At 65.2% G+C, this 23,810-nt stretch carries 19 protein-coding genes; 3 read left to right on the forward strand and 16 right to left on the reverse strand.

Annotated features, from left to right (window positions below; all coding sequences use genetic code 11):
• Positions 1–6 precede the first annotated feature (6 nt).
• The 4 genes from atpD to QW881_RS22825 form a co-directional block, all read right to left on the reverse strand.
• On the reverse strand, positions 7–1,449 hold the full coding sequence (gene atpD, locus QW881_RS22810) for a F0F1 ATP synthase subunit beta (RefSeq protein WP_315740720.1): 1,443 nt from the start codon (positions 1,447–1,449) through the stop codon (positions 7–9).
• Positions 1,450–1,545: 96 nt separating this feature from the next.
• Complete coding sequence (locus tag QW881_RS22815) at positions 1,546–2,424, reverse strand: F0F1 ATP synthase subunit gamma (protein ID WP_315757153.1); 879 nt, start codon at positions 2,422–2,424, stop codon at positions 1,546–1,548.
• Between the two features lie 156 nt (positions 2,425–2,580).
• The gene (gene atpA, locus QW881_RS22820; protein WP_315757152.1) at positions 2,581–4,113 is read right to left on the reverse strand and encodes a F0F1 ATP synthase subunit alpha; all 1,533 of its coding nucleotides are present in this window, start codon (positions 4,111–4,113) and stop codon (positions 2,581–2,583) included.
• A complete protein-coding gene (locus tag QW881_RS22825) occupies positions 4,113–4,673 on the reverse strand; it encodes a F0F1 ATP synthase subunit delta (RefSeq protein WP_315757151.1) in 561 nt (186 codons plus the stop codon). The genes atpA and QW881_RS22825 overlap by 1 nt, the downstream gene beginning before the upstream one ends.
• A gap of 650 nt (positions 4,674–5,323) precedes the next feature.
• Between QW881_RS22825 and QW881_RS22830 the strand changes: the two genes are divergently transcribed.
• Positions 5,324–5,872 (forward strand): septal ring lytic transglycosylase RlpA family protein, encoded by a 549-nt coding sequence (locus QW881_RS22830; protein ID WP_315740717.1) that lies wholly within the window; start codon positions 5,324–5,326, stop codon positions 5,870–5,872.
• Positions 5,873–6,000: 128 nt separating this feature from the next.
• On the opposite strand, the gene QW881_RS22835 is transcribed toward QW881_RS22830, so the two are convergent.
• Complete coding sequence (locus QW881_RS22835; RefSeq protein ID WP_315757150.1) at positions 6,001–8,211, reverse strand: primosomal protein N'; 2,211 nt, start codon at positions 8,209–8,211, stop codon at positions 6,001–6,003.
• Between the two features lie 117 nt (positions 8,212–8,328).
• Here QW881_RS22835 and QW881_RS22840 point away from each other — a divergent pair, with 117 nt between their 5' ends.
• A complete protein-coding gene (locus QW881_RS22840) occupies positions 8,329–9,312 on the forward strand; it encodes a tyrosine recombinase XerC (RefSeq protein ID WP_315757269.1) in 984 nt (327 codons plus the stop codon).
• Between the two features lie 82 nt (positions 9,313–9,394).
• The gene (locus QW881_RS22845; protein WP_315757149.1) at positions 9,395–9,985 is read left to right on the forward strand and encodes a DUF4337 domain-containing protein; all 591 of its coding nucleotides are present in this window, start codon (positions 9,395–9,397) and stop codon (positions 9,983–9,985) included.
• A gap of 201 nt (positions 9,986–10,186) precedes the next feature.
• Here the strand turns inward: QW881_RS22845 and QW881_RS22850 are convergent, their stop codons facing one another.
• The 11 genes from QW881_RS22850 to QW881_RS22900 form a co-directional block, all read right to left on the reverse strand.
• Positions 10,187–10,717, reverse strand: coding sequence for a hypothetical protein (locus tag QW881_RS22850; RefSeq protein ID WP_315757148.1), 531 nt, complete (start codon positions 10,715–10,717; stop codon positions 10,187–10,189).
• Positions 10,718–10,846: 129 nt separating this feature from the next.
• On the reverse strand, positions 10,847–12,250 hold the full coding sequence (gene lpdA, locus QW881_RS22855) for a dihydrolipoyl dehydrogenase (protein WP_315757147.1): 1,404 nt from the start codon (positions 12,248–12,250) through the stop codon (positions 10,847–10,849).
• A 44-nt stretch (positions 12,251–12,294) separates the two neighbouring features.
• Positions 12,295–13,041, reverse strand: coding sequence for an SDR family oxidoreductase (locus tag QW881_RS22860; protein WP_315757146.1), 747 nt, complete (start codon positions 13,039–13,041; stop codon positions 12,295–12,297).
• Between the two features lie 65 nt (positions 13,042–13,106).
• On the reverse strand, positions 13,107–14,345 hold the full coding sequence (gene odhB, locus QW881_RS22865; protein WP_315757145.1) for a 2-oxoglutarate dehydrogenase complex dihydrolipoyllysine-residue succinyltransferase: 1,239 nt from the start codon (positions 14,343–14,345) through the stop codon (positions 13,107–13,109).
• 138 nt (positions 14,346–14,483) lie between these two features.
• Positions 14,484–17,441 (reverse strand): 2-oxoglutarate dehydrogenase E1 component, encoded by a 2,958-nt coding sequence (locus tag QW881_RS22870; protein ID WP_315757143.1) that lies wholly within the window; start codon positions 17,439–17,441, stop codon positions 14,484–14,486.
• A 139-nt stretch (positions 17,442–17,580) separates the two neighbouring features.
• On the reverse strand, positions 17,581–18,465 hold the full coding sequence (sucD, locus tag QW881_RS22875) for a succinate--CoA ligase subunit alpha (protein ID WP_172184319.1): 885 nt from the start codon (positions 18,463–18,465) through the stop codon (positions 17,581–17,583).
• 55 nt (positions 18,466–18,520) lie between these two features.
• Positions 18,521–19,717 carry an ADP-forming succinate--CoA ligase subunit beta gene (gene sucC / locus QW881_RS22880; protein WP_315757142.1) on the reverse strand — a complete coding sequence of 399 codons (1,197 nt, stop codon included), beginning with the start codon at positions 19,715–19,717 and terminating at the stop codon, positions 18,521–18,523.
• A gap of 127 nt (positions 19,718–19,844) precedes the next feature.
• Positions 19,845–20,813, reverse strand: coding sequence for a malate dehydrogenase (gene mdh, locus QW881_RS22885; RefSeq protein ID WP_009031546.1), 969 nt, complete (start codon positions 20,811–20,813; stop codon positions 19,845–19,847).
• Between the two features lie 226 nt (positions 20,814–21,039).
• Complete coding sequence (zapE, locus tag QW881_RS22890; RefSeq protein ID WP_315757141.1) at positions 21,040–22,221, reverse strand: cell division protein ZapE; 1,182 nt, start codon at positions 22,219–22,221, stop codon at positions 21,040–21,042.
• A 191-nt stretch (positions 22,222–22,412) separates the two neighbouring features.
• On the reverse strand, positions 22,413–22,952 hold the full coding sequence (gene thpR, locus QW881_RS22895; protein WP_315740705.1) for an RNA 2',3'-cyclic phosphodiesterase: 540 nt from the start codon (positions 22,950–22,952) through the stop codon (positions 22,413–22,415).
• A gap of 205 nt (positions 22,953–23,157) precedes the next feature.
• Positions 23,158–23,790 carry an arylesterase gene (locus QW881_RS22900; RefSeq protein ID WP_315757268.1) on the reverse strand — a complete coding sequence of 211 codons (633 nt, stop codon included), beginning with the start codon at positions 23,788–23,790 and terminating at the stop codon, positions 23,158–23,160.
• Positions 23,791–23,810: the final 20 nt, after the last annotated feature.

The following is a 23,810-nucleotide window of genomic DNA, read 5'->3' on the forward strand; positions in this document are numbered from 1 at the left end:
TCGCCCTTAGGCCGCCTCGGCGGCCAGCTTCTTGCCCTTCTCGACCGCCTCGTCGATGTTGCCGACCATGTAGAAGGCGGCCTCCGGCAGGTGGTCGTACTTGCCTTCACACAGGCCCTTGAAGCCCTTGATGGTGTCGGCGAGGTCGACGAACTTGCCCGGCGATCCCGTGAAGATTTCGGCGACGTGGAACGGCTGCGACAGGAAGCGCTCGATCTTGCGGGCGCGGGCCACAGTCAGCTTGTCCTCTTCCGACAGCTCGTCCATGCCCAGGATGGCGATGATGTCCTGCAGCGACTTGTAGCGCTGCAGGATCTGCTGGACCTGACGCGCGGTCTGATAGTGCTCCTCGCCGACGACCAGCGGGGAGAGCATGCGCGAGGTCGAGTCGAGCGGGTCCACGGCCGGGTAGATGCCCTTTTCCGAGATCGCGCGGTTGAGCACGGTGGTGGCGTCCAAGTGGGCGAACGATGTGGCCGGCGCCGGGTCGGTCAAGTCGTCGGCCGGCACGTAGATCGCCTGCACCGAGGTGATCGAGCCCTTGTTGGTGGTGGTGATGCGCTCCTGCAGCGCGCCCATGTCGGTGGCGAGCGTCGGCTGATAGCCCACCGCCGAGGGGATGCGGCCGAGCAGCGCCGACACTTCCGAGCCGGCCTGGGTGAAGCGGAAGATGTTGTCGACGAAGAACAGCACGTCCTGGCCCTGGTCACGGAAGTGCTCGGCGACGGTCAGGCCGGTCAGGCCGACGCGGGCGCGGGCGCCCGGCGGCTCGTTCATCTGGCCGAACACCAGCGCGCACTTCGACTTGACGCTCGGATCGGGATTGTGCGGATCGGCGTTGACCTTGGATTCGATGAACTCGTGATAGAGGTCGTTGCCTTCACGGGTACGCTCGCCGACGCCGGCGAACACCGAATAACCACCGTGCGCCTTGGCGACGTTGTTGATCAGCTCCTGGATCAGCACGGTCTTTCCGACGCCGGCGCCGCCGAACAGGCCGATCTTGCCGCCCTTGGCGTAGGGAGCCAGGAGGTCGACGACCTTGATGCCGGTGACGAGGATTTCCGCTTCGGTCGACTGATCGGTGTAGCTCGGCGCGTCCGCGTGGATCGGGCGCAGGCCCTCGGCCTCGACCGGACCGGCCTCGTCGATCGGCTCGCCGATCACGTTCATGATGCGGCCGAGCGTGCCGACGCCGACCGGCACCCGGATCGGCGACCCCGTGTCGCTGACTTCCTGGCCGCGAACCAGGCCCTCGGTGGTGTCCATCGCGATGGTGCGCACAGTGGACTCGCCGAGATGCTGGGCGACCTCAAGCACGAGGCGGTTGCCGCCGTTCTTGGTTTCGAGCGAGTTGAGAATGGCCGGCAGGTGACCTTCGAACTGCACGTCGACGACGGCGCCGATGACCTGGGTGATGCGACCGATCTGGTTGGCTGCGGTAGCCATTGAGTGTCTCTCCTTACGATCCGTATACGAAACCACGGTCGGCTCGACCGGGATATGACCTTGGGTTGCGCTTCAACGAGGCGCGACGCGATCCGGTTAGACCGCCTCGGCGCCCGAAATGATTTCGATCAGTTCCTTGGTGATCATCGCCTGACGCGTGCGGTTGTAGATCAGCGTCTGCTTGCGGATCATCTCGCCGGCGTTGCGGGTGGCGTTGTCCATGGCCGACATCTGCGCACCATAGAACGAGGCGTTGTTTTCCAGCAGCGCGCGGAAGATCTGCACGGCGAGATTGCGCGGCAGCAGTCCGGCCAGGATCTCGTCCTCTTCCGGCTCGTATTCGTAAGGCGCCAGCGGCGCCGCATTCGCCGGGCGCGCCTCGACCACCAGCGGAATGATCTGCTGGGCGGTCGGGATCTGCGCGATCACCGAGCGGAAGCGCGAATAGAACAGCGTGCATACGTCGAAATCGCCGGCATCGAAACGGGCGATGACCTTCTTGGCGATCTCGTCGGCATTGGCGAAGCCGATCTGGCGCACCGAGCGCAGGTCCATGTGCTCGACGATCTGCTTGTCGAACTGGCGGCGAAGCTGCTCATAACCTTTGCGGCCGACGCAGAAGAACTTCACCTCCTTGCCCTGGTTCATCAGGGCGAGCGCACGCTCGCGCGCCAGGCGGACGATCGAGGAGTTGAACGCGCCGGACAGGCCGCGCTCGCCGGTGCAGACCAGCAGCAGGTGCACCTGGTCGCGACCGGTACCCGCGAGCAGCTTCGGCCCGCCGGCGGAGGCGATGGTGGCGCTCGCGATGTTGGAGATCACAGCGTCCATCTTCTCGGCATAGGGACGCGCCGCCTCGGCCGCGAGCTGCGCACGGCGCAGCTTGGAGGCCGCGACCATCTGCATGGCCTTGGTGATCTTCTGCGTCGCCTTGGTCGAGGCGATGCGGACCCGCATGTCTTTCAGTGACGCCATTGTTCGTCGATCTCACCCCGGCGGCCGGATCCCCTTGGGACCTTGCCGTTCAACCCTCGAGATTGGTCATGCCCGGCCTGGTGCCGGACATGAGATGTCTTGTTGTCCCACGTCGACGACGTTGATGGCCGGGCGAAGTCCGGCCATCCTTTGCCGTCAGGCGAAGGTCCTGGCGAAGCCTTCGACCACCGCCTTCAGCTTGGCGGCGCTGTCGTCGGACAGATCCTTGCTGTCACGGATCGCGTTCAGCAGGTCGGCATTCTTGCCGCGCAGCAGCGACAGCAGGCCGTCCTCGAACGCGCGCACCTTGTTGAGCGGGAGCGGATCGAGATAGCCGTTGGTGCCGGCCCAGATCACGCAGACCTGCTCTTCCATCTTCAGCGGCGAGAACTGCGGCTGCTTCAGGAGCTCGGTCAGGCGCGCGCCGCGGTTGAGCAGGCGCTGGGTCGAGGCGTCCAAGTCGGAGCCGAACTGCGCGAACGCCGCCATTTCGCGGTACTGCGCCAGCTCGCCCTTGATCTTGCCGGCGACCTTCTTCATCGCCTTGGTCTGGGCCGAGGAGCCGACGCGCGACACCGACAGACCGACGTTCACGGCAGGACGGATGCCCTGGAAGAACAGATCGGTCTCCAGGAAGATCTGGCCGTCAGTGATCGAAATGACGTTGGTCGGAATGTAGGCCGACACGTCGTTGGCCTGGGTCTCGATGACGGGCAGCGCGGTGAGCGACCCCAGACCATGGTCCTTGCTGAGCTTGGCGGCCCGCTCGAGCAGGCGCGAGTGCAGATAGAACACGTCGCCCGGATAGGCCTCGCGGCCCGGCGGACGGCGCAGCAGCAGCGACATCTGGCGATAGGCGACGGCCTGCTTCGACAGATCGTCATAGATGATGACCGCGTGCATGCCGTTGTCGCGGAAGTACTCGCCCATGGTGCAGCCGGTGAACGGGGCGAGATACTGCATCGGGGCCGGATCGGACGCGGTTGCGGCGATGACGATCGAATACTCCAGCGCGCCCTGCTCTTCGAGCACCTTGACGAACTGAGCGACGGTGGAGCGCTTCTGGCCGATCGCGACATAGACGCAATACAGCTTCTGGCTCTCGGGGGCGCCAGCGACGTTCAGCGGCTTCTGGTTCAGGATGGTGTCGAGCGCGATCGCGGTCTTGCCGGTCTGACGGTCACCAATGATCAGCTCGCGCTGGCCACGGCCGACCGGGATCAGGGCGTCGATCGCCTTGAGGCCGGTCGACATCGGCTCGTTCACCGACTTGCGCGGAATGATGCCGGGGGCCTTGACGTCGACGCGCTTGCGCTCGGTCGCCTGGATCGGGCCCTTGCCGTCGATCGGATTGCCGAGCGCGTCGACGACGCGGCCGAGCAGACCCTTGCCGACCGGAGCGTCAACGATGGCGCGGGTGCGCTTGACGGTCTGGCCTTCCTTGATCTCGCGGTCGGCGCCGAAGATGACGACGCCGACGTTGTCGGTCTCGAGGTTCAGCGCCATGCCGCGGGTGCCGTTCTCGAACTCGACCATCTCACCGGCCTGGACGTTGTCGAGACCGTAGACGCGGGCGATACCGTCACCGACGGACAGCACCTGTCCGACTTCGGTGACTTCGGCTTCCTGCCCGAAATTCTTGATCTGGTCCTTGAGGATCGCGGAAATTTCCGCGGCGCGGATGTCCATCAGCCTGCCTCTTTCATCGCGTGCTTGATCGAGTTGAGTTTGGTGCGAAGCGAACTATCGATCATGCGGCTGCCGAGCTTGACGACGAGCCCGCCGATAATCGCTGGATCGACTTTCACGTTGAGCGCGACGTCCTTGCCGGTCACCGTTTTCAGTGAGGCCTTCAAGGCGTCGAGATTCTTCTCCGAGAGCGGCTCGGCGACGGTGACGTCGGCCGTGGCCTCTCCCTTGTATTTGGCGACCAGCGCATTGAAGGCGCGGATCACGTCGGTCACCGCGAACAGGCGGCGGTTGGCGGTCAGCACGCGCAGCACGTTGGCGGCGACGCCGGCGATGCCGGCCTTGTCCAGCACCGCATTGAGCGCCTTGAGCTGCACGTCCGCACCGAACACCGGACTGCGGACAAGGCGCTTGAGATCGGCGCTCTCATCGAGGAGGGCATTGAACCTGTCGAGATCGGCCTTGACCGCATCGACGGACTTTTCGTCACGGGCCAGTTCAAACAGGGCCGTCGCGTAACGACCGGACACACCGGATACGGAGGGATCTTCAGCAGCCACAGACGTGCTCTTTTTATATGTGCCCAACCCACAAGAGGGACACCGGCGCGCCGCTGCGGCGCAAACCAGTTAAGCCCTTGGAATTCAAGCAGGACTTTGATTTTCGATCGCCGCGGGAGCAGCTTGATCACGAAAAGCGGCGCTTTGCTAACATAGCGTACGCGCAGCCGCAACAAGCGGTGGCCCGCTATTCGGCACCTTGTTGCCGCGCCGCGGTCGGAGCGTAAGCGCCCGTCCAACGGCCACGCTGATCGCGCCCAACACGCGACCCGACCCCAATACCAATCACTTTGGACAAGGTTCCAGCTGTTGCTGCATGGCCGCCATGCGGGTTTGGCCTTGACTCCCGTCGGCGGTGCCCGGCGGCCGCCGGCCGGCCCGCATCGACATTACTTGCTGACATCTTGGCGTCCTAAGCGAGAACTTAACTCAACAGTATTTGAAAGTATTTGATTGTTAAGGAAACGTTAAAGCAACGGATTACGGAATTTTCCGTGATGAGTAGACCGCGATGCAAGATGTTTCGATCAGAGCGAAACAATTTCTACTGCCCCATTCACGCCTCATTGCCCCACCAAACGGCGCCCGCCTCAACACCTGACGGGGGTTCACTGGCCGCAGAACGCGGCAATACTGTTCGAGGGACACAGATGCTGAAACTGAAGAACATCTCGGCTGGCAAGATCGCCGGCTCGCGCACCGCGCTCGCTGTTGCCGTGACGCTGATCGTCGGCGGCAGCGCCACCGAAGCCTCGGCCCGGTCCAGGCACCACCAGCACCACGCTCGCCACCACCATCACCACATGTCGCGCCATGCTGCTCAGCCCGCGGCCGACTCGTTCTCGAACGGATGGTCGTCCAACGGCTCCTCGTGGATGAACTCCAACGCAGCGGTCACGCCGTCGTCCGGTACCGGCCGCAGCTTCTCCGGCATGGCGTCGTACTACGGCAACGAGTCCGGCAGCCGCACTGCTTCCGGCCAGCGCATGAACGCCAACGCCATGACCTGCGCGCACCGCTCGCTGCCGTTCGGCACCAAGCTGCGCGTGACCCATGGCGGCAACAGCGTCATCGTCACCGTCAACGACCGCGGTCCGTTCATCCGTGGCCGTGTGCTCGACCTCTCGACCGGCGCCGCCCGCGCCATCGGCCTGACCCGCGCCGGCGTCGGCCGCGTCACCGCTGAGGTCGTGTCGTAAGGCACCAGAATCTATTTACGCGTCATTGCGAGCGCAGCGGCGCAGCGAAGCAATCCAGGGCCGGGTCTGGACTCTGGATTGCTTCGTCGCGTCGCTCCTCGCGATGACGGTGGAGAGCGCGCCGAGCGCTACAGGAAGCTCTGCGGGTCGACGTCGACCTCGAGCTTGAGATTGCCCTTGGGCTTCTCGGCATGCGCCAGCCAGTGGCGCAGATAATCCGACAGGTCGAAATTGCGTGCCGACTTGAGCAGCAGCCGAAAGCGGTAGCGGCCCTTTATCACCGCGAGCGGCGCCTCGGCCGGGCCGAGCAGCAGCACACCCTCCTCGCGCGGCGCCGACGCGACCAGCCGGCGGGCAAAGCCTTCTGCGGTGGGCCGGTCTCCGGCCGAGATGATCAGGCTCGCGAGCCGCCCGAACGGCGGATAGCCGGTGCGCTCGCGGACGTCGATCTCGCTGGTGTAGAAGGCCTCGCGGTCGCAGGCGACCAGCGCCTTCATGACGGGATGCTCGGGCTGGTGGGTCTGCAGGTAGCCTCGGCCTCGCCCCTGCTCACGGCCGGCGCGGCCGATCACCTGGTTTAGGAGCTGCCAGGTGCGCTCGGCGGCGCGCGGATCGCCATTGCCGAGGCCGAGATCGGCATCGACCACACCGACGAGATTGAGCCGCGGAAAGTTATGCCCCTTGGCGACGAGCTGGGTGCCGATGATGAGATCGACGCGGCCTTCCGCGATCTCCGTCAGCTCGGCGCGCATGGTCTCGATCGAGGTGATCAGATCACTCGACAGCACCATGCTGCGCGCCTCCGGAAACAGCGCCGCCGCCTCCTCCTGCAGCCGCTCCACGCCGGGCCCCACCGCGACCAGCGATTCCTCGGCCGCGCAGTGCGGACAGGTCGGCGGACGCGGCATCGAGAAGCCGCAATGGTGGCAGACCAGCCGCTGGCGAAAGCGGTGATCGACCAGCCAGGCGTCGCAGATGGTGCAGGCGAAGCGATGCCCGCAAGCGCGGCACAAGGTCAGCGGCGCATAGCCGCGGCGGTTCAGGAACAGCAGCGCCTGCTCGCCGCGCTCGATCGCGGTGCGGATCTCGCCCGCCAGCCGCGGCGAGACGTAGCGGCCGCGCGGCGGCGGCTCGCGCCGGAGATCGATGGCCTCGATATGCGGCATATGCTGGCCGCCGAACCGCGACGGCAGCGCCACGCGCTGGTAGCGGCCCTTGCGGGCATTGACCTCGGTTTCGACCGAGGGTGTCGCGGACGCCAGCACCACCGGGAATTTGGCGATATGACCGCGCACCACGGCCATGTCGCGGGCGTGGTAATGCGCGCCCTCGTCCTGCTTGTAAGCCTGGTCGTGCTCCTCATCGACGATGATGAGGCCGAGATCGGCATAGGGCAGGAACAGCGCCGAGCGCGCGCCGACCACCACCGGCGCCTCGCCGGCGGCGATCGAAGCCCAGTTGCGCTGGCGGTTGCGCGGGGTGAGCTCAGAGTGCCATTCCAGCGGTCGCACGCCGAAGCGGCGCGCGAAACGGTCAAGAAACTGGCCGGTCAGGGCAATCTCGGGCATCAGGATCAGCGACTGCCGGCCGCGGCGCACCGTCTCGGCCACCGCTTCGAAATACACTTCGGTCTTGCCGGAGCCGGTGACGCCGTCGAGCAGCGCAACCTGGAAGCCGCCTTTGGCGGCAAGCGCCCGCATCGCCTCGGCGCCGGCCAGCTGCGCGTCGAAGAACTCGGGCTGCACGAAGGACGGGTCGGGCGCCGGCGGCGCCAGCGCACGCGGCATCGCCTCGACCGTGAGGGTCCGCTCATCGACCAGGCCGTCGATCACGCTGCTGGAGACGCCGATCTCGCGGACGAGGTCGGACTTTCCATGCAGCAGGCCGTCCGACACCGCCTCGATCACCCGCCTCCGCGCCGGTGTCAGCCGCTTCGGCGGCTCGCCGACCAGCCGGACGCCGAGGCGAACGCGCTCCGGGCCGAGATGCTCGCCCATGCGCAGGGACATCCGCAGCACCATGCCGCGCGGCGACAGCGTGTAATTGGCGACCCAGTCGATCAGGGACCGCAGCTCGGGCTTGAGCGGCGGCACCTCGAGCTTCTCGCTGACATCCTTGAGCCGGTTGTGCAGGCGCGGATCGGGATTGGCATTCTCGGCCCACACCACCGCCAGCACCTCGCGCGGGCCCAGCGGCACGCCGACGACATCGCCAGGCTTCAGATCCATGCCGCGCGGCACACGGTAGGAATAAGTGTGGTCCAGCGCGACCGGAACCAGCACGTCGACCACGCCGGTCGCGCTGGCTGCACCTGGAAAGAGATCGGTCGGGCGGTCCATGAGGCCGGAGATAGCCTTGCTCTGGCTGAAGCGAAAGCCGCCCGGCAAAGTTAGCGAACGATAAAGGACGACAGTGCGATATACATGACTCGACGAGACGAGATCGAGCTGTTCGCGATGGCTGCGACCACGACATCAGCGGCGGAGAAGCCCGAGCAAACCGACCTCATCGGCGCCGACGAGGGCGTGGTACGGGTCATGATGCAGTGGCTGGCGCATCTGCGCAGCGAGCGCCGGCTGTCGCCGAAGACGGTCGAGGCCTATGCCCGTGACCTGCGGCAGTGCCTGCAATTCCTCTGCACCCATTGGGGCGAGCCGGTGACGCTGGCGCGCTTCGCCGGGCTGGAGGCGGCCGACATCCGCGCTTTCATGGCGATGCGCCGCGCCGACGACATCGCCGGACGCTCCCTGATGCGAACCTTGGCGGGCCTGCGCTCGTTCGGCCGCTTCCTCGAGCGCGAGGGCAAGGGCAAGGTCGGCGCACTCTCCGGAATCCGCGCGCCAAAGATCGCCAAGAGCCTGCCCAAGCCCCTGCCGATGGATGCCGCCAAGCGGCTCGCCGATGCCGACGAGCGCGCCGGCGAGACCCGGGAGACCTGGGTGCTGGCGCGCGACGCCGCTGTGATGGCCCTGCTCTACGGCTCCGGCCTACGCATCTCCGAAGCGCTCGGCCTCAAGCGCCGCGAGGTGCCACGGCCGGGCGAAGGCGACGTGCTGGTCGTGACCGGCAAGGGCAACAAGACCCGCATGGTGCCGGTGCTGCAGAATGTGCTGCAGCTGATCGACGAGTACGCCAAGCTTTGTCCTTATCCGCTGTCTGCGGACGGGCCGATGTTCCTCGGCGCCAAGGGCGGCCCGTTGAGCCCGCGCATCATCCAGCTGACGATGGAGCGGCTGCGCGGCGCGCTCGGCCTGCCCGACAGCGCCACGCCGCACGCGCTGCGCCATTCCTTCGCGACGCATCTGCTGTCGCGCGGCGGCGACCTGCGTGCGATCCAGGAGTTGCTCGGCCACGCCTCGCTGTCGACGACCCAGGTCTATACCGGCATCGATTCGGAGCGCCTGCTGCAGGTGTATGCGTCAGCGCATCCGCGGCGGTGACATCTTTCGTTCATATCGTTTCGCTTGCGCTGTCCGCCCGGTTCCGGCAATCGTCTTGGTTGCTTGATCCGGAGGGGAACAGATGAGCGCACATGAGAGCATGGAGCATGCGGAGCATGCCGAGCATGCGTCGGGCGAAAACAAGAAGATCGCGCTGCTGATCGCCGTCATAGCCCTGTTCCTGGCGCTCTCGGAGACGCTCGGCAAGGGCGCGCAGACCGAATCGATCAGCAAGAACGTCGAGGCCTCGAACCTCTGGGCCTTCTTCCAGGCCAAGACAGTTCGCCGCACCGTGGTGCAGACCGCCGCCGAGCAGGGCAAGCTGAGCTTGCCGGCGCTGCCTGACGAGGCAGCCAAGGCGGCGTTGCAGAAGCAGATCGACGATTGGCAGAAGAATGCCGCGCGCTATCGCTCCGAGCCCGAGACCGGCGAAGGCAGCGAGCAACTCGCCGAGCGCGCCAAGCATGCCGAGCACGAACGCGACGAGGCGACGGCGAAATATCACCACTATGAGCTGGCGTCGGCCGCCTTCCAGATCGGCATCGTGCTGGCGTCAGCGACGATCATCACGGGCATGCTCGTGCTGGCCTGGGCGTCCGGAGGGCTCGCGCTGATCGGTATTGCCATGACGTTGCTCGGCCTGTTCCAGCCGCATCTGCTGCATCTGCATTAGTCAGGAAAGCCGTCATTCCGGGGCAAGGCCGCAGGCCTTGAACCCGGAATCTCGAGCTTGGCTTGCGTTCGTTCTCTTTCATCTCGAGCTTCCGGGTTCAATCGTCAGCGCGCAGCCGCGTTGCGACTGCACGCAGCCGATTGCCCCGGAATGACGAAGAATGTGGCCCGGTCGAACGAAGCCGCGTGATGACGTCCGAGGTCAGCGCGCCTGCTGCACGCTCCTGCGGAAGCGCATGATCACGCGCAGCACGCGCGATGACCAGCCATCGGCATTGCCGCGGATGATCTCGCGGATGCGCTGCTTGATCGGATCGACCAGCGCCGCGGCTTTCCTGCGCAGCGCGAGCACGGCCTCGTAGAGCCACGCGAACCAGGACATCTGCAGCAGCTTGCTGCGCGTCACATCGAAGATGAAGGCGGTGACGCCGACACCGACGATCTTGCCGAACACGATCGTGGCCAGCGCAAACTTCCACTGCTGGTGCATCAGCAGCCACATGCCGATCAGCTTGAGCGGAAACAGCAGCACGACCGGCACGACGAAGACGATCAGGGTCAGCGCCGGCGACAACGTCTCGATGCGCGCGGCCAGCCAGTGCTTGAAGCTACGCAGTGGTATCGCGGCGACGATGCGCGCCACGATCGGCTCGAGATGGTCCCACAACCAAGCTTCGATCAGGAAGATGATCGCAAGCAGAACCCAGAACGGCTGAAGCAGGCGGCGCAGCATCGGACTCCATCTCCGCCAGGCCCCGCGGGTTGAGGCCGCTATGACGATACGACCTCGCGCCTTGCCGTTCGGTTCAGCGTCACCAGCGGGCGTTTTGTCGCACCCACCGAAGGCGTCTCCGGGCGTCCATCACATATGGATGGCCCGCTTGCCCACCGCAAGCGCGGCTTCCTTGACGGCCTCCGACCGCGTCGGATGCGCGTGGCAGGTGCGCGCGAGATCCTCGGCAGAGCCACCGAACTCCATCAATACGGCGGCCTCGTGAATGATTTCCCCGGCCTCGCGGCCGATGATATGGGCGCCAAGCACGCGATCCGTCTTCGCATCCGCAAGGATCTTCACGAAGCCGTCAGTGGTCTGATTGACCTTGGAGCGACCGTTCGCGGTAAACGGAAACTTGCCGACGGTATAGGCGACGCCCGCCTGCTTCAGCTCGTCCTCGGTCTTGCCGACGGACGCGACTTCCGGCGTCGTGTAGACCACGCCGGGAATGACGTCGTAGTTCACATGGCCGGCCTGTCCGGCGATGATCTCGGCGACCGCAACACCCTCGTCCTCGGCCTTGTGCGCGAGCATGGGCCCGGCGACGACGTCGCCGATGGCATAGACGCCCGGCACGCTGGTCGCGAAATGGTGATCGATCTGGACGCGGCCGCGATTGTCGAGCACCACGCCGGCCTCCTGCAGGCCAAGACCGTCGGTGTAGGGCACGCGCCCGATCGCCACCAGCACGACATCGGCTTCGATCTTTTCAGCCGCTCCGCCCGCGGCGGGCTCGATGGTCGCCGAGAGCGTAGCCCCGGACGTATCGACGCCGGTGACCTTGGCGCCGAGCTTGAACGCAAAGCCCTGCTTCTCGAGGATGCGCTGAAACTGTTTCGCGATCTCGCCATCCATGCCGGGCAGGATGCGGTCGAGGAATTCGACCACGGTGACCTTGGCGCCGAGGCGGCGCCACACCGAGCCGAGCTCGAGCCCGATCACGCCGGCGCCGACCACCAGCAGCCTCGAAGGCACTTTCTCCAGCGACAGCGCGCCGGTCGACGAGACGATGCGCTTTTCGTCGATCTCGATGCCCTTCAGGCGCGCAATGTCCGAGCCGGTCGCGATCACGATGTTCTTGGTCTCGACGGTCTGCACCGCGCCGTCATTGCCGGTCACCTGCAGCTTGCCGGTGCCGAGGATCTTGCCCTTGCCCACGAGCACGTCGATCTTGTTCTTCTTCATCAGGAACTCGACGCCCTTGACGTTGCCGTCGATGCCCTGCTGCTTGAAGTTCATCATCGCCGGCAGATCGAGCTCGGGCTGCGACACCTTGACGCCCATCTTGGCGAAGGAGTGCCCGGCCTCCTCGAACAGCTCGGAGGCATGCAGCAGCGCCTTCGAGGGCATGCAGCCGACGTTGAGGCAGGTGCCGCCGAGGGTGGCGTTCTTCTCGACTACGGCCACCTTCATGCCGAGCTGCGCCGCGCGGATGGCGCAGACATACCCACCGGGTCCGGTGCCGATGACGACGAGATCGTAAGATGCCATGATCGAATGTTCCGTAAGCTTGCAGTCAAAGATGACGACGGTCGTCAGCGTCCGCCCGACACGTCGAGAATGGCCGAAGTGACATAGGAGGCCTCGTCCGACAGCAGCCAGACGATGGCATTGGCGATTTCCTCCGCGGTGCCGACGCGCTTCATCGGCACCATGGGGGCAAGGCGGTGGGCGCGATCGGGCTCGCCGCCGGAGGCATGGATCTCGGTGTCGATCAGGCCCGGGCGGATCGCCGCGACGCGGATGCCTTCGTTCGCGACCTCGTGACCGAGGCCGACGGTGAAGGAATCGATCGCGCCTTTCGAGGCGGCGTAGTCGACATAGGTGTTGGGCGAGCCGAGCTTGGCCGCGACCGACGACAAATTGATGATGACGCCGCCCTGACCACCATGCCGCGTCGACATCCGCTTCACGGCCTCACGTGCGCACAGGATGCTGCCGGTGACGTTGACCGCCATCAACCGCTCGATGCGCTCCGCGCTCATCTCGTCGACGCGCGTGGTGGGGCCGACGATGCCGGCGTTGTTGATGAGAGCGCCGAGGGTGCCGAACTTGTCGGCCGCCTTGAACAGAGCGAGGATGTCGTGCTCGCGGCCGACGTCGCATTTGACCGCGATGGCCTTGCCGTTCTTGGCCTCGATCGCGGCCACCGTGCTCTGCGCCGCCGCCTCGTTGGAGGCGTAGCCGACCACGATCTTGAAGCCGCGCGATGCGGCCGCAATAGCGGTCGCACGGCCGATGCCGCGGCTGCCGCCGGTGATCACTGCAACTCGATCGGTCATGATGGCCCCCGTTAGGTTTGAGGCGCGCTTTCGGCGCGCCTCTCGAGCATCAGATATGACGTTGCTCAGAGATCCAGCACGAGCCGCGCCGGATCCTCCAGGCTCTCCTTGACGCGCACCAGGAAGGTCACCGCCTCCTTGCCGTCGATGACACGATGGTCGTAGGACAGCGCCAGATACATCATCGGCCGCACCTCGATCTTGCCGCCGACCACCACCGGCCGCTCTTGGATCTTGTGCATGCCAAGAATGCCGGACTGCGGCGCGTTCAGGATCGGGGTCGACATCAGCGAGCCGTAGATGCCGCCATTGGTGATCGTGAAGGTGCCGCCCTGCATCTCGTCGATCTTGAGCTGGCCGTCACGGGCGCGGCGGCCGAAATCGGCGATGCCCTTCTCGATGTCGGCGATCGACTTGTGGTCACAGTCGCGCACGACCGGCACGACCAGGCCCTTGTCGGTGCCGACGGCGACGCCGATGTGATAGTAGTTCTTGTAGATCAGGTCCGAGCCGTCGATCTCGGCGTTGACCGCCGGAATGTCCTTCAGCGCCTGCACCACCGCCTTGGTGAAGAAGCCCATGAAGCCGAGCTTCGAGCCGTGCTTCTTCTCGAACACGTCCTTGTACTGGCTGCGCAGCGCCATCACGTTGGTCATGTCGACCTCGTTGAAGGTCGTGAGCATGGCCGCGGTGTTCTGGACGTCCTTGAGGCGGCGCGCGATGGTCTGGCGCAGCCGGGTCATCTTCACGCGCTCCTCGCGCGCCGCATCGTCAGCGGGCGACGGCGCACGCACCTGCACGGCGGCGGCCGGCTGATTGACCGGAGTCGGCGCCGAGGCGGCGCGCTCGATCGCGGCCAGCATGTCGCCCTTGGTGACGCGGCCGTCCTTGCCCGAGCCGGGCACGGTGGTGGCATCGACGCCGCTCTCGGCCGAGAGCTTGCGCACCGACGGGGCCTGCGGCGTATCGGCTGGCAGCGCCTTGGCCGGCGCAGGTGCCGCAGCCGGCGGCGCGGAGGCAGCGGGCTTTGCCGGAGCCGGAGCAGCAGCGGCCGGCTTGGCAGCCGCGGCGCCATCGGTGATCTGGCCGAGCAGCGCTCCGACGGCGACCGTCTCACCATCCTTGGCGATGATCTCGCCCAAGGTGCCGGCCGACGGCGCGGGCACCTCGATCGTGACCTTGTCGGTCTCGAGTTCGACGAGGGGCTCGTCGACGGCAACCGCGTCGCCAGCCTTCTTGAACCAGCGGCCGATGGTAGCTTCGGTGACGGATTCACCCAGCGTCGGAACGCGAATTTCAGTCATGGTCTTTTATCCTCAATAACCCGTGCGGCCATAAAGTCCGTCCGCCATCGCCTTGCAGCGAGCAAGCGATGCGGGACGGACGATCAACGCGATGTACTTGCGCCCCGCATGGCTTGCGGGGCGCCTCTATAGGCAGGTTCAGTTCAGGGCTTCGTCGAGCAGCGCCTTCAGTTGCGCAAGATGCTTCGACATCAGGCCCGTGGCGGTGGCCGCCGACGCGGCGCGGCCGGCATAGCGCGGACGCTTGCTCTTGCCGCCGGTCTGGTTCAGCACCCACTCGATATACGGCTCGATGAAATGCCAGGCGCCCATGTTGCGCGGCTCTTCCTGGCACCAGACGACTTCGGCGTTTTTGAAGCGGCCGAGCTCGGCGACGAGCGCCTTGAGCGGTACCGGGTAAAGCTGCTCGACGCGCATCAGATAGACGTCGTTGAGCCCGCGCTTCTCGCGCTCGTCGTACAGGTCGTAATAGACCTTGCCCGAGCACAGCACGATGCGGCGGATCTGATCGTCCGGCACCAGCTTGGTCTTGTCGTCCGCCTGCATCTGGGCGTCATCGTACAGGATGCGGTGGAAGGTCGTTCCCTTGGCCAGCTCCTCGAGCCGCGACACCGCGCGCTTGTGGCGCAGCAGCGACTTCGGCGTCATCACGATCAGCGGCTTGCGGATCTCGCGATGCAGCTGCCGACGCATGACATGGAAGTAGTTCGCCGGCGTGGTCGGATAGACCACCTGCATGTTGTCCTCAGCGCACATCTGCAGATAGCGCTCAAGGCGGGCGGACGAATGTTCGGGGCCCTGGCCCTCATAGCCATGCGGCAGCAGGCAGACGAGGCCGGACATGCGCAGCCATTTGCGCTCACCCGACGAGATGAACTGGTCGAACAGCACCTGGGCGCCGTTGGCGAAATCGCCGAACTGCGCCTCCCACAGCGTCAGCGCAGTGGGCTCGGCAAGCGAGTAGCCGTATTCGAACCCGAGCACGGCTTCTTCCGAGAGCAGCGAGTTGATGACCTCGAAATGGCCCTGCTCCGGCGCCAGATGGTTGAACGGCGTGTAGCGGCTCTCGTCCTCCTGGTCGATCAAGACCGAGTGACGTTGCGAGAAGGTGCCGCGTTCGCTGTCCTGGCCGGACAGACGAACCTTGTGGCCTTCCAGGAGCAGCGAGCAGAACGCCAGCGCCTCGCCGGTCGCCCAGTCGATCCCGATGCCGCTGTCGATCGCCTTGGCGCGGTTCTCGAGGAAGCGCTGGATCGTGCGGTGCAGGCGGAAGCCGTCCGGCACCTTGGTGATCTTGCGGCCGATCTCCTTGAGACGGCCGAGCTCGACGCCGGTCACGCCGCGGCGCGCTTCTTCTTCCTGGTCGGCAGACTTGAACCCTGCCCACTTGCCGTCGAGCCAGTCGGCCTTGTTGGGACGATAGGAGGTGCCGGCCTCGAACTCGGCGTCGAGACGGGCGCGCCAGTCGGCCTTGGCCTTATCGACCTCGCCCTCGGTCATCACGCCTTCGGCGACCAGGCGCTTGGAGTAGATCTCCAGGGTCGACGGATGACCGGCGATCTTCTTGTACATCACCGGCTGGGTGAAAGCCGGCTCGTCACCCTCGTTGTGGCCATGCCTGCGGTAGCAGAACATGTCGATGACGACCGGCTTGTGGAACTTCTGCCGGAACTCGGTGGCGACCTTGGCCGCGAACACCACCGCCTCCGGATCGTCGCCGTTCACATGGAAGATCGGCGCGTCGATCATCTTGGCGACGTCGGACGGATAGGGCGACGAGCGCGAATAGCGCGGATAGGTCGTGAAGCCGATCTGGTTGTTGACGATGAAATGAATCGAGCCACCGGTCCGGTAGCCCTTCAGGTCGGACAGCGCGAAGCACTCCGCAACGACGCCCTGGCCGGCGAACGCCGCGTCGCCATGCATCAGCAGCGGCAGCACCGAGATGCGCATGTCCGGCGGATCGCCGTGCTGATCCTGCTTGGCGCGGACCTTGCCGAGCACCACGGGGTCGACGATCTCGAGATGCGACGGGTTGGCAGTCAGCGACAGATGGATCCGGTTGCCGTCGAACTCGCGGTCCGAGGAGGCGCCAAGGTGATACTTGACGTCGCCGGAGCCTTCGACCGCGTCGGGATTGGCCGAGCCGCCCTTGAATTCGTGGAACAACGCCCGGTGCGCCTTACCCATGACCTGGGTCAGCACGTTCAGGCGGCCGCGATGCGGCATGCCGAGCACGATCTCCTTCACGCCGAGATTGCCGCCGCGCTTGATGATCTGCTCCAGCGCCGGGATCAGCGACTCGCCGCCGTCGAGACCGAAGCGCTTGGTGCCGGTGAACTTGACGTCGCAGAACTTCTCGAAGCCTTCGGATTCGATCAGCTTCTGAAGGATGGCGCGGCGTCCCTCGCGGGTGAACGAGATCTCCTTGTCCGGCCCCTCGATGCGCTCCTGGATCCAGGCCTTCTGCGCCGCATTCGTGATGTGCATGAACTCGACGCCGAGCGTCTGGCAATAGGTGCGCTCGCAGATCGCGACGATCTCGCGCAGGGAGCCGTATTCGAGGCCCAGCACGTGATCGAGGAAGATCTTGCGGTCGAAATCGGCCTCGGTGAAGCCGTAGGAGCGCGGGTCGAGCTCTTCGCGGTTGCGCGGCGCCTCGATGCCGAGCGGATCGAGCTTGGCGTGGAAGTGGCCGCGCATGCGGTAGGCGCGGATCAGCATCAACGCGCGGACGGAGTCGCGGGTGGCCTGGTTGACGTCGGCCAGCGACAGTTCGACGCCCTTGGTCTGCGCCTTCTGCGCAATCTTCTCGCCGACCTTCTTCTCGACCACCGCCCAGTTGCCGTCGAGCGCCGAGGTCAGCTCGTCGCGCGGGGCGACCGGCCAGTTGCTGCGCGCCCAGGAGGGACCCGACGCATTCTTCTGCACGTCGGTCGGCGCATCCTTCAGGCTCTTGAAGAATTCCTGCCACTCGGGATCGACCGAGGCGGGATCCTTCTCGTAGCGGGCGTAGATCTCATCGATGTAGGTGGCATTGGTGCCCTGCAGAAAAGACGACAGGGCGAAGGCGGCGTTCGCGTCTTGGCGAGACATGATGGCGTCCTGGTAATTTCGATGCGCCCAATCAAAACGGCGCAATGCCTGACCCGCTGACAAAGCGGATCAGGCTCCGGTTAGGACCGTTTACCTTATTTATTGTAAATATTCGCGCCGAAAAGCACTAAGTCCTGAATCAGGATTTCAACTTTTCGACAAGCGTCTTGCCGAGCCGTGCGGGCGACGGAGACACTGTAATACCAGCCGCTTCCATCGCGGCCGTCTTCGAGCCGGCATCGCCCTTGCCGCCCGAGATGATCGCGCCGGCATGACCCATGCGACGGCCGGGAGGGGCGGTGACACCGGCAATGAATCCCACCATCGGTTTCTTGCGGCCGCGCTTGGCTTCGTCCTTGATGAACTGCGCCGCGTCCTCCTCGGCCGAGCCGCCGATCTCACCGATCATGATGATCGAGGTCGTCTTCGGGTCAGCCAGGAACATCTCCAGCATGTCGATGAACTCGGTGCCCTTGACCGGGTCGCCGCCGATGCCGACCGCGGTGGTCTGGCCGAGACCTTCCGACGTGGTCTGGAACACCGCCTCGTAGGTCAGCGTGCCCGAACGCGACACGATGCCGACCGAACCCGGCTTGAAGATGTTGGCCGGCATGATGCCGATCTTGCACTCGCCGGCGGTCATGACACCCGGGCAGTTCGGCCCGATCAGGCGCGACTTGGAACCCTGCAGCGAGCGCTTCACCCGGACCATGTCGAGCACCGGGATGCCTTCGGTGATGCAGACGATCAGCGGGACCTCGGCGTCGATCGCTTCGCAGATCGCGTCGGCGGCGCCCGGCGGCGGCACGTAGATCACCGAGGCGTCGGCGCCGGTGGCCTCGCGGGCCTCCTTGACGGTGTCGAACACCGGCAGGCCGAGATGGGTCGAGCCGCCTTTGCCCGGCGAGGTACCGCCGACCATCTTGGTGCCATAGGCGATCGCCGCCTCGGAGTGGAAGGTGCCGTTCTTGCCAGTGAAGCCCTGGCAGATGACCTTGGTGTTCTTGTCGATGAGGATGGACATCGTGCTTTCTCTAAAAGCGTTGCGGTGAGGAATGAGCGAGCGCCTGGACCGGCGCTCAGCCTCCCTTGACGGCCTTGACGATCTTCTGCGCGGCGTCGTCGAGATTGTCGGCGGGCAGCACGTTCAGACCGGACTCACTGATGATCTTCTTGCCGAGATCGACATTGGTGCCTTCGAGGCGCACCACCAGCGGCACCTTCAGACCCACTTCCTTGACCGCGGCCACGACGCCCTCGGCGATGACATCGCACTTCATGATGCCGCCGAAGATGTTGACCAGGATGCCCTTCACGTTCGGGTCGGCGGTGATGATCTTGAACGCCGCCGCGACCTTCTCCTTGCTGGCGCCGCCGCCGACGTCGAGGAAGTTGGCGGGCTCCATGCCGTAGAGCTTGATGATGTCCATCGTCGCCATGGCAAGGCCGGCGCCGTTGACCATGCAGCCGATGGTGCCGTCGAGCGCGACGTAGTTGAGGTCGTACTTCGAGGCCTCGATCTCCTTGGCGTCCTCCTCGGTCTCGTCGCGCAGCGCGACGACCTCGGGATGCTTGAACAGCGCGTTGGAGTCGAACGACACCTTGGCGTCGAGCACGCGGAGCTGGCCCTGCTTGGTGACGACCAGCGGGTTGATCTCGAGCATCGCCATGTCCTTGGCGACGAACGCATTGTAGAGCTGGGTGGTGAGCTTCTCCGCCTGCTTGGCGAGATCGCCGGAGAGCTTCAGCGCCTTGGCGACGGCACGGCCGTGATGCGGCATGACGCCGGTGGCCGGGTCGACCGAGAAGGTGACGATCTTTTCAGGGGTCTCGTGAGCGACGTCCTCGATGTTGACGCCGCCTTCGGTCGACACGACGAAGGCGACCTTCGAGGTCTCGCGGTCGACCAGCAGCGACAGATAGAACTCCTTGTCGATATCCGAGCCGTCCTCGATGTAGAGGCGATTGACCTGCTTGCCGTCGGGGCCGGTCTGCACCGTCACCAGCGTCGCGCCCAGCATCTGCTTGGCGAAAGTGTTGACCTCGTCGATCGACTTGGCGAGGCGGACGCCGCCCTTGTCGCCGGCCGAGGCCTCCTTGAACTTGCCCTTGCCGCGGCCACCGGCGTGGATCTGGCTCTTCACGACCCAGACCGGGCCGCCGAGCGTCCTCGCCGCCGCATCCGCGTCCTCCGGACGGAGAACCGGCACGCCCTTGGAAATCGGCACGCCGAACTCGTGCAGCAGTGCCTTGGCCTGATATTCGTGAATGTTCATAAGCGCTTGCTCCCCGAACCCGCGATGGGGTGACGACCAGAATTGTTGTTAGGATGCCTGGTATACCATATACCAAACATCCTGCAACTCGATGTGGGCGAGATTACGCCCCGTGAATGACCCCTGATCAGCGGCCGAGCAGGTCGGGCGCGATCTTCTTGCAGGCGTCGACCAGGCCCTGGACTGCGGCAACCGACTTGTCGAACGCCTCGCGGTCCTTGCCCGCGAGCTCGATCTCGACGATGCGCTCGACACCCTTGGAGCCGATCACGACGGGCACGCCGACATACATGTCCTTGACGCCGAACTCGCCGTTGAGATGCGCCGCGCAGGGCAGCACGCGCTTCTTGTCGCGCAGGTAGCTCTCGGCCATTGCGATCGCCGACGCCGCCGGGGCGTAATAGGCCGAGCCGGTCTTCAGCAGGTTGACGATCTCGGCGCCGCCGTTGCGGGTGCGGTCGACGATCTCGTCGATGCGGGCCTGCGACGTCCAGCCCATCTTGACGAGGTCGGGCAGCGGAATGCCGGCAACGGTCGAGTACTTGGTCAGCGGCACCATGGTGTCGCCATGACCGCCGAGCACGAAGGCGGTGACGTCCTCGACCGAGACGTTGAACTCATCGGCCAGGAAGTAGCGGAAACGCGCCGAGTCGAGCACGCCGGCCATGCCGACGACCTTCTTGGCCGGGAGACCGGAGGCCTTCTGCAGCGCCCAGACCATCGCGTCGAGCGGGTTGGTGATGCAGATGACGAAGGCGTCCGGGGCGTACTTCTTGATGCCGGCGCCGACCTGCTCCATCACCTTGAGGTTGATCGACAGCAGATCGTCGCGGCTCATGCCGGGCTTGCGCGGCACGCCGGCGGTAACGATGCACACCTTGGCGTTGTCGAGCGCCTCATAGGAGTTGGCCCCGGTATAGTGCGCGTCGAAGCCGTCGACCGGCGACGACTGGGCGATGTCGAGCGCCTTGCCCTGCGGAACGCCTTCGGCAATGTCGAACATCACGACGTCGCCGAGCTCCTTGAGGCCAACGAGGTGAGCCAGCGTTCCGCCGATCTGACCGGAGCCAATCAAAGCAATCTTGTCGCGCGCCATGGCAAATTTTCCTTTGAACCCGAAGGAGTGAGGGAGGTTGAAAAGTCGAGTGGTGGTTATCCCTTTCGCCCGGGCCGTTCAAGTCACGCTATGGCCAATTGGCGGGCGTGCCTTGATTTCGATCAGGACCGGGCGACGGGCGCTGATGATCCTTTCAGCATGATTGACGTGGCCTTTTCGCGGCTGTGTGCCCGGCGGCAGGCGCTCGCCAAAGCTCCGGTGGTTGTCAGGTTTCGACCAACCCCGTGGAAGTCCCAGATGCCGCCGAGTCCTTCCGCCCGTGCGGCAGGGCCAGATAGGAGTCCGAGCCCATCTCGATCAGGCGCGAGGTGGTCCGCTTGAACTCCATGGCCTCCACGCCCTCGGTCGCGATGTAGAGCGAAACCGGGTCAGCCTCGGCGGAGGCGATCAGCTTCACGGCGTTGTCGTAGAGCGTATCGATCAGGGTGATGAAGCGCTTGGCGGCATTGCGCTCGGCCAGATCCATGACCGGAACATGATCGATCAGGATCGTATGATAGTCGTGCGCGAGCCGCAGATAGTCCGAGGCTGCCAGCGGCTTTCCGCACAGATCGGCAAAGCCGAAGCGGGCGACGCCGTTGGCGGAGCACGGGACATGCAGGATGCGCCCCTTGATCGTCATGTCGCGCGGCTTGCACTTGGCATGACCCGTGAGCCGCGCCCAGGCCTTGTCGAGCGCCGCCCGCGCGTCGACATCGGCCGGCACCAGCCACATCTTCACGCCGGCCAGCTTCTCCAGCCGGAAATCGGTGCGCGCGTCCAGCCGCATCACGTCCATGTGGTCGGCGATCTGCTTGATGAAGGGCAGGAACAGCGAGCGGTTGAGGCCGCCTTTGTAGAGGTCTTCAGGCGCGACGTTGGAGGTCGCCACCACCACCGTGCCGAGCTCGAACAGCCTGGCGAACAGACGGCCCAGGATCATCGCGTCGGCGATGTCGGTGACATGGAATTCATCGAAACAGAGCAGCCAGGCCTGGTCGAAGATCGCCTGCGCCGTGAGCCCGATCACATCGGCATCGGCGAGCTCGCCGCGCGCGATGTTCTGGCGGTAGCCGTAGATGCGCTCATGCACCTCGGCCATGAATTCGTGGAAATGCGCGCGGCGCTTGAGCTCAACCGGACAGTTCTGGAAGAACAGGTCCATCAGCATGGTCTTGCCGCGGCCGACCTCGCCATGGACATAGAGGCCATTCGGCGGCTCGCTCTTGTCGGCAAAAAGGCGACCGAACAAGCCTTGCTTGCGCGAGGGCTTGTAGGTGGAGAGCCGGCGCTCCAGCGCCGCCAGCGCGTCGGCGACCTCGGCCTGGGCGGGGTCGGGCTCGATCGCACCGGTATCGACCAAAGACTGATATTGCGCGCGGAACGCGTCTGACGGAGTGGACAGCATGAGTCCACTCTAGGTCATGAGACTTACGGAAAATGCAATCCGCAAATGGTGGAAGCCGCCATGCGTCGGAGCCGTGATGTCTTGGTATATGGCACGCAAACGCCGCCGTGATCGTTAGCCCGGGGCTAACGACGCTCGTCTTCGCTCTTGGCCTCAGCGAACGGCCGGCTTGAACGACCGCGCTGCAGACCTCATCCCGGGGAGAGATCGTAGGCGTCCTCGACCACATAGGGCCCGCCGCCGGTCGAGGCACGCGACGAGAACAGCACGAAGCGCTCGGCCATGAACACGCGGCTCGGGAAATAGCCGCGGACGGAGAGATAGTCGGCGACGTCCTGGCTCGACGCATCGTGCAGCCGCGCCAGCGTGACGTGCGGCACGAATTTGCGTCCCTCGGGATCGAGCCCGATCCGCTGCATGAGCCGCTCCAGCTCGGCCTGCAGCTCGATCAGCGGCCGGCTCGGCGCGATGTTGGCGACGACCGCCCGCGGCTTGCGGCCGCCGAAGCTGGAGAGACCTTGCACCGTCACTTCGAACGGCTTGCGGTTCACCCGCCACAGCATCGAGGCGATCTCGTTGGCGGAGGCGCCGTCGATGTCACCGATGAAACGCAACGTCACATGGTAATTTTCGGGATCGATCCAGCGGGCGCCGGGGAGGCCACCCCGCAAACCGGAAAGCGTGTGGCCAACCTCGGCCGGGATTTCCAGTCCAGTAAACAGACGCGGCATCGTTTCAGGACTCCCGATGCTGGAGGCTGATCTCGAAAATTGACGAGATCATGCCTTCGAGAAATGATCGACGACGAATCGCCAATGCATAATTCCTACCGAACTTATATGACTCCGCGACGGAAGGTGGGTTAACGCCGGTAAAAGCTGCGGAAAACCCGGCCCTTAAGGCTATCGCAAATGATCGGCGCAGGGCTCCGTTCCGTCATTGCCCACGAAGCGGACGCAGGAATGCTTCCGCCGTAGGCAACAGCCTGGACACGATGATGTCGACGCCCGCTGCGGTGGGGTGAATGCCGTCCGCCTGGTTCAGCTTGGGGTCGGCGGCGACACCGTCGAGCAAGAACGGATACAGCGGCACGCCGAATTCCTTGGCGAGCTCGGGATAGATCGCGTTGAATTTCGCGGCATAGTCGCTGCCGTAGTTCGGCGGCGCCAGCATGCCGCAGAGCATGACGGCGATGCCCCTGGCTTTCAGCCGGGTCACGATCTCGCTCAAAGCCTTGCGCGTCACGGCGGGATCGATGCCGCGCAGCGCGTCATTGGCGCCGAGTTCGACGATGACCGCTTCGGTCCCCTCCGGCACCGACCAGTCGAGCCGGTCGCGGCCGCCGGACGAGGTGTCCCCGGATACGCCGGCGTTGGTGAGGTCGATCGGCAGCCCCTGGGCCTGCAAGGCCCTCTGCAGCTTGGCTGGAAAAGCATCTGAGGCAGACAGGCCGAGTCCCGCGCTCAAGGAATCGCCGAGAACGACCAGCTTGATCGGCTTGACAGCCTCGGCAGCCGCGAACGCGGACCCGACTGTCATCAAGGCGAGCATCAACACGAGTATGTGCACGAAGATGTGTCCGCGCCTCT

Origin of the sequence: Bradyrhizobium sp. SZCCHNS3016 (assembly GCF_032484535.1) — a bacterium.
Taxonomy (GTDB): domain Bacteria; phylum Pseudomonadota; class Alphaproteobacteria; order Rhizobiales; family Xanthobacteraceae; genus Bradyrhizobium.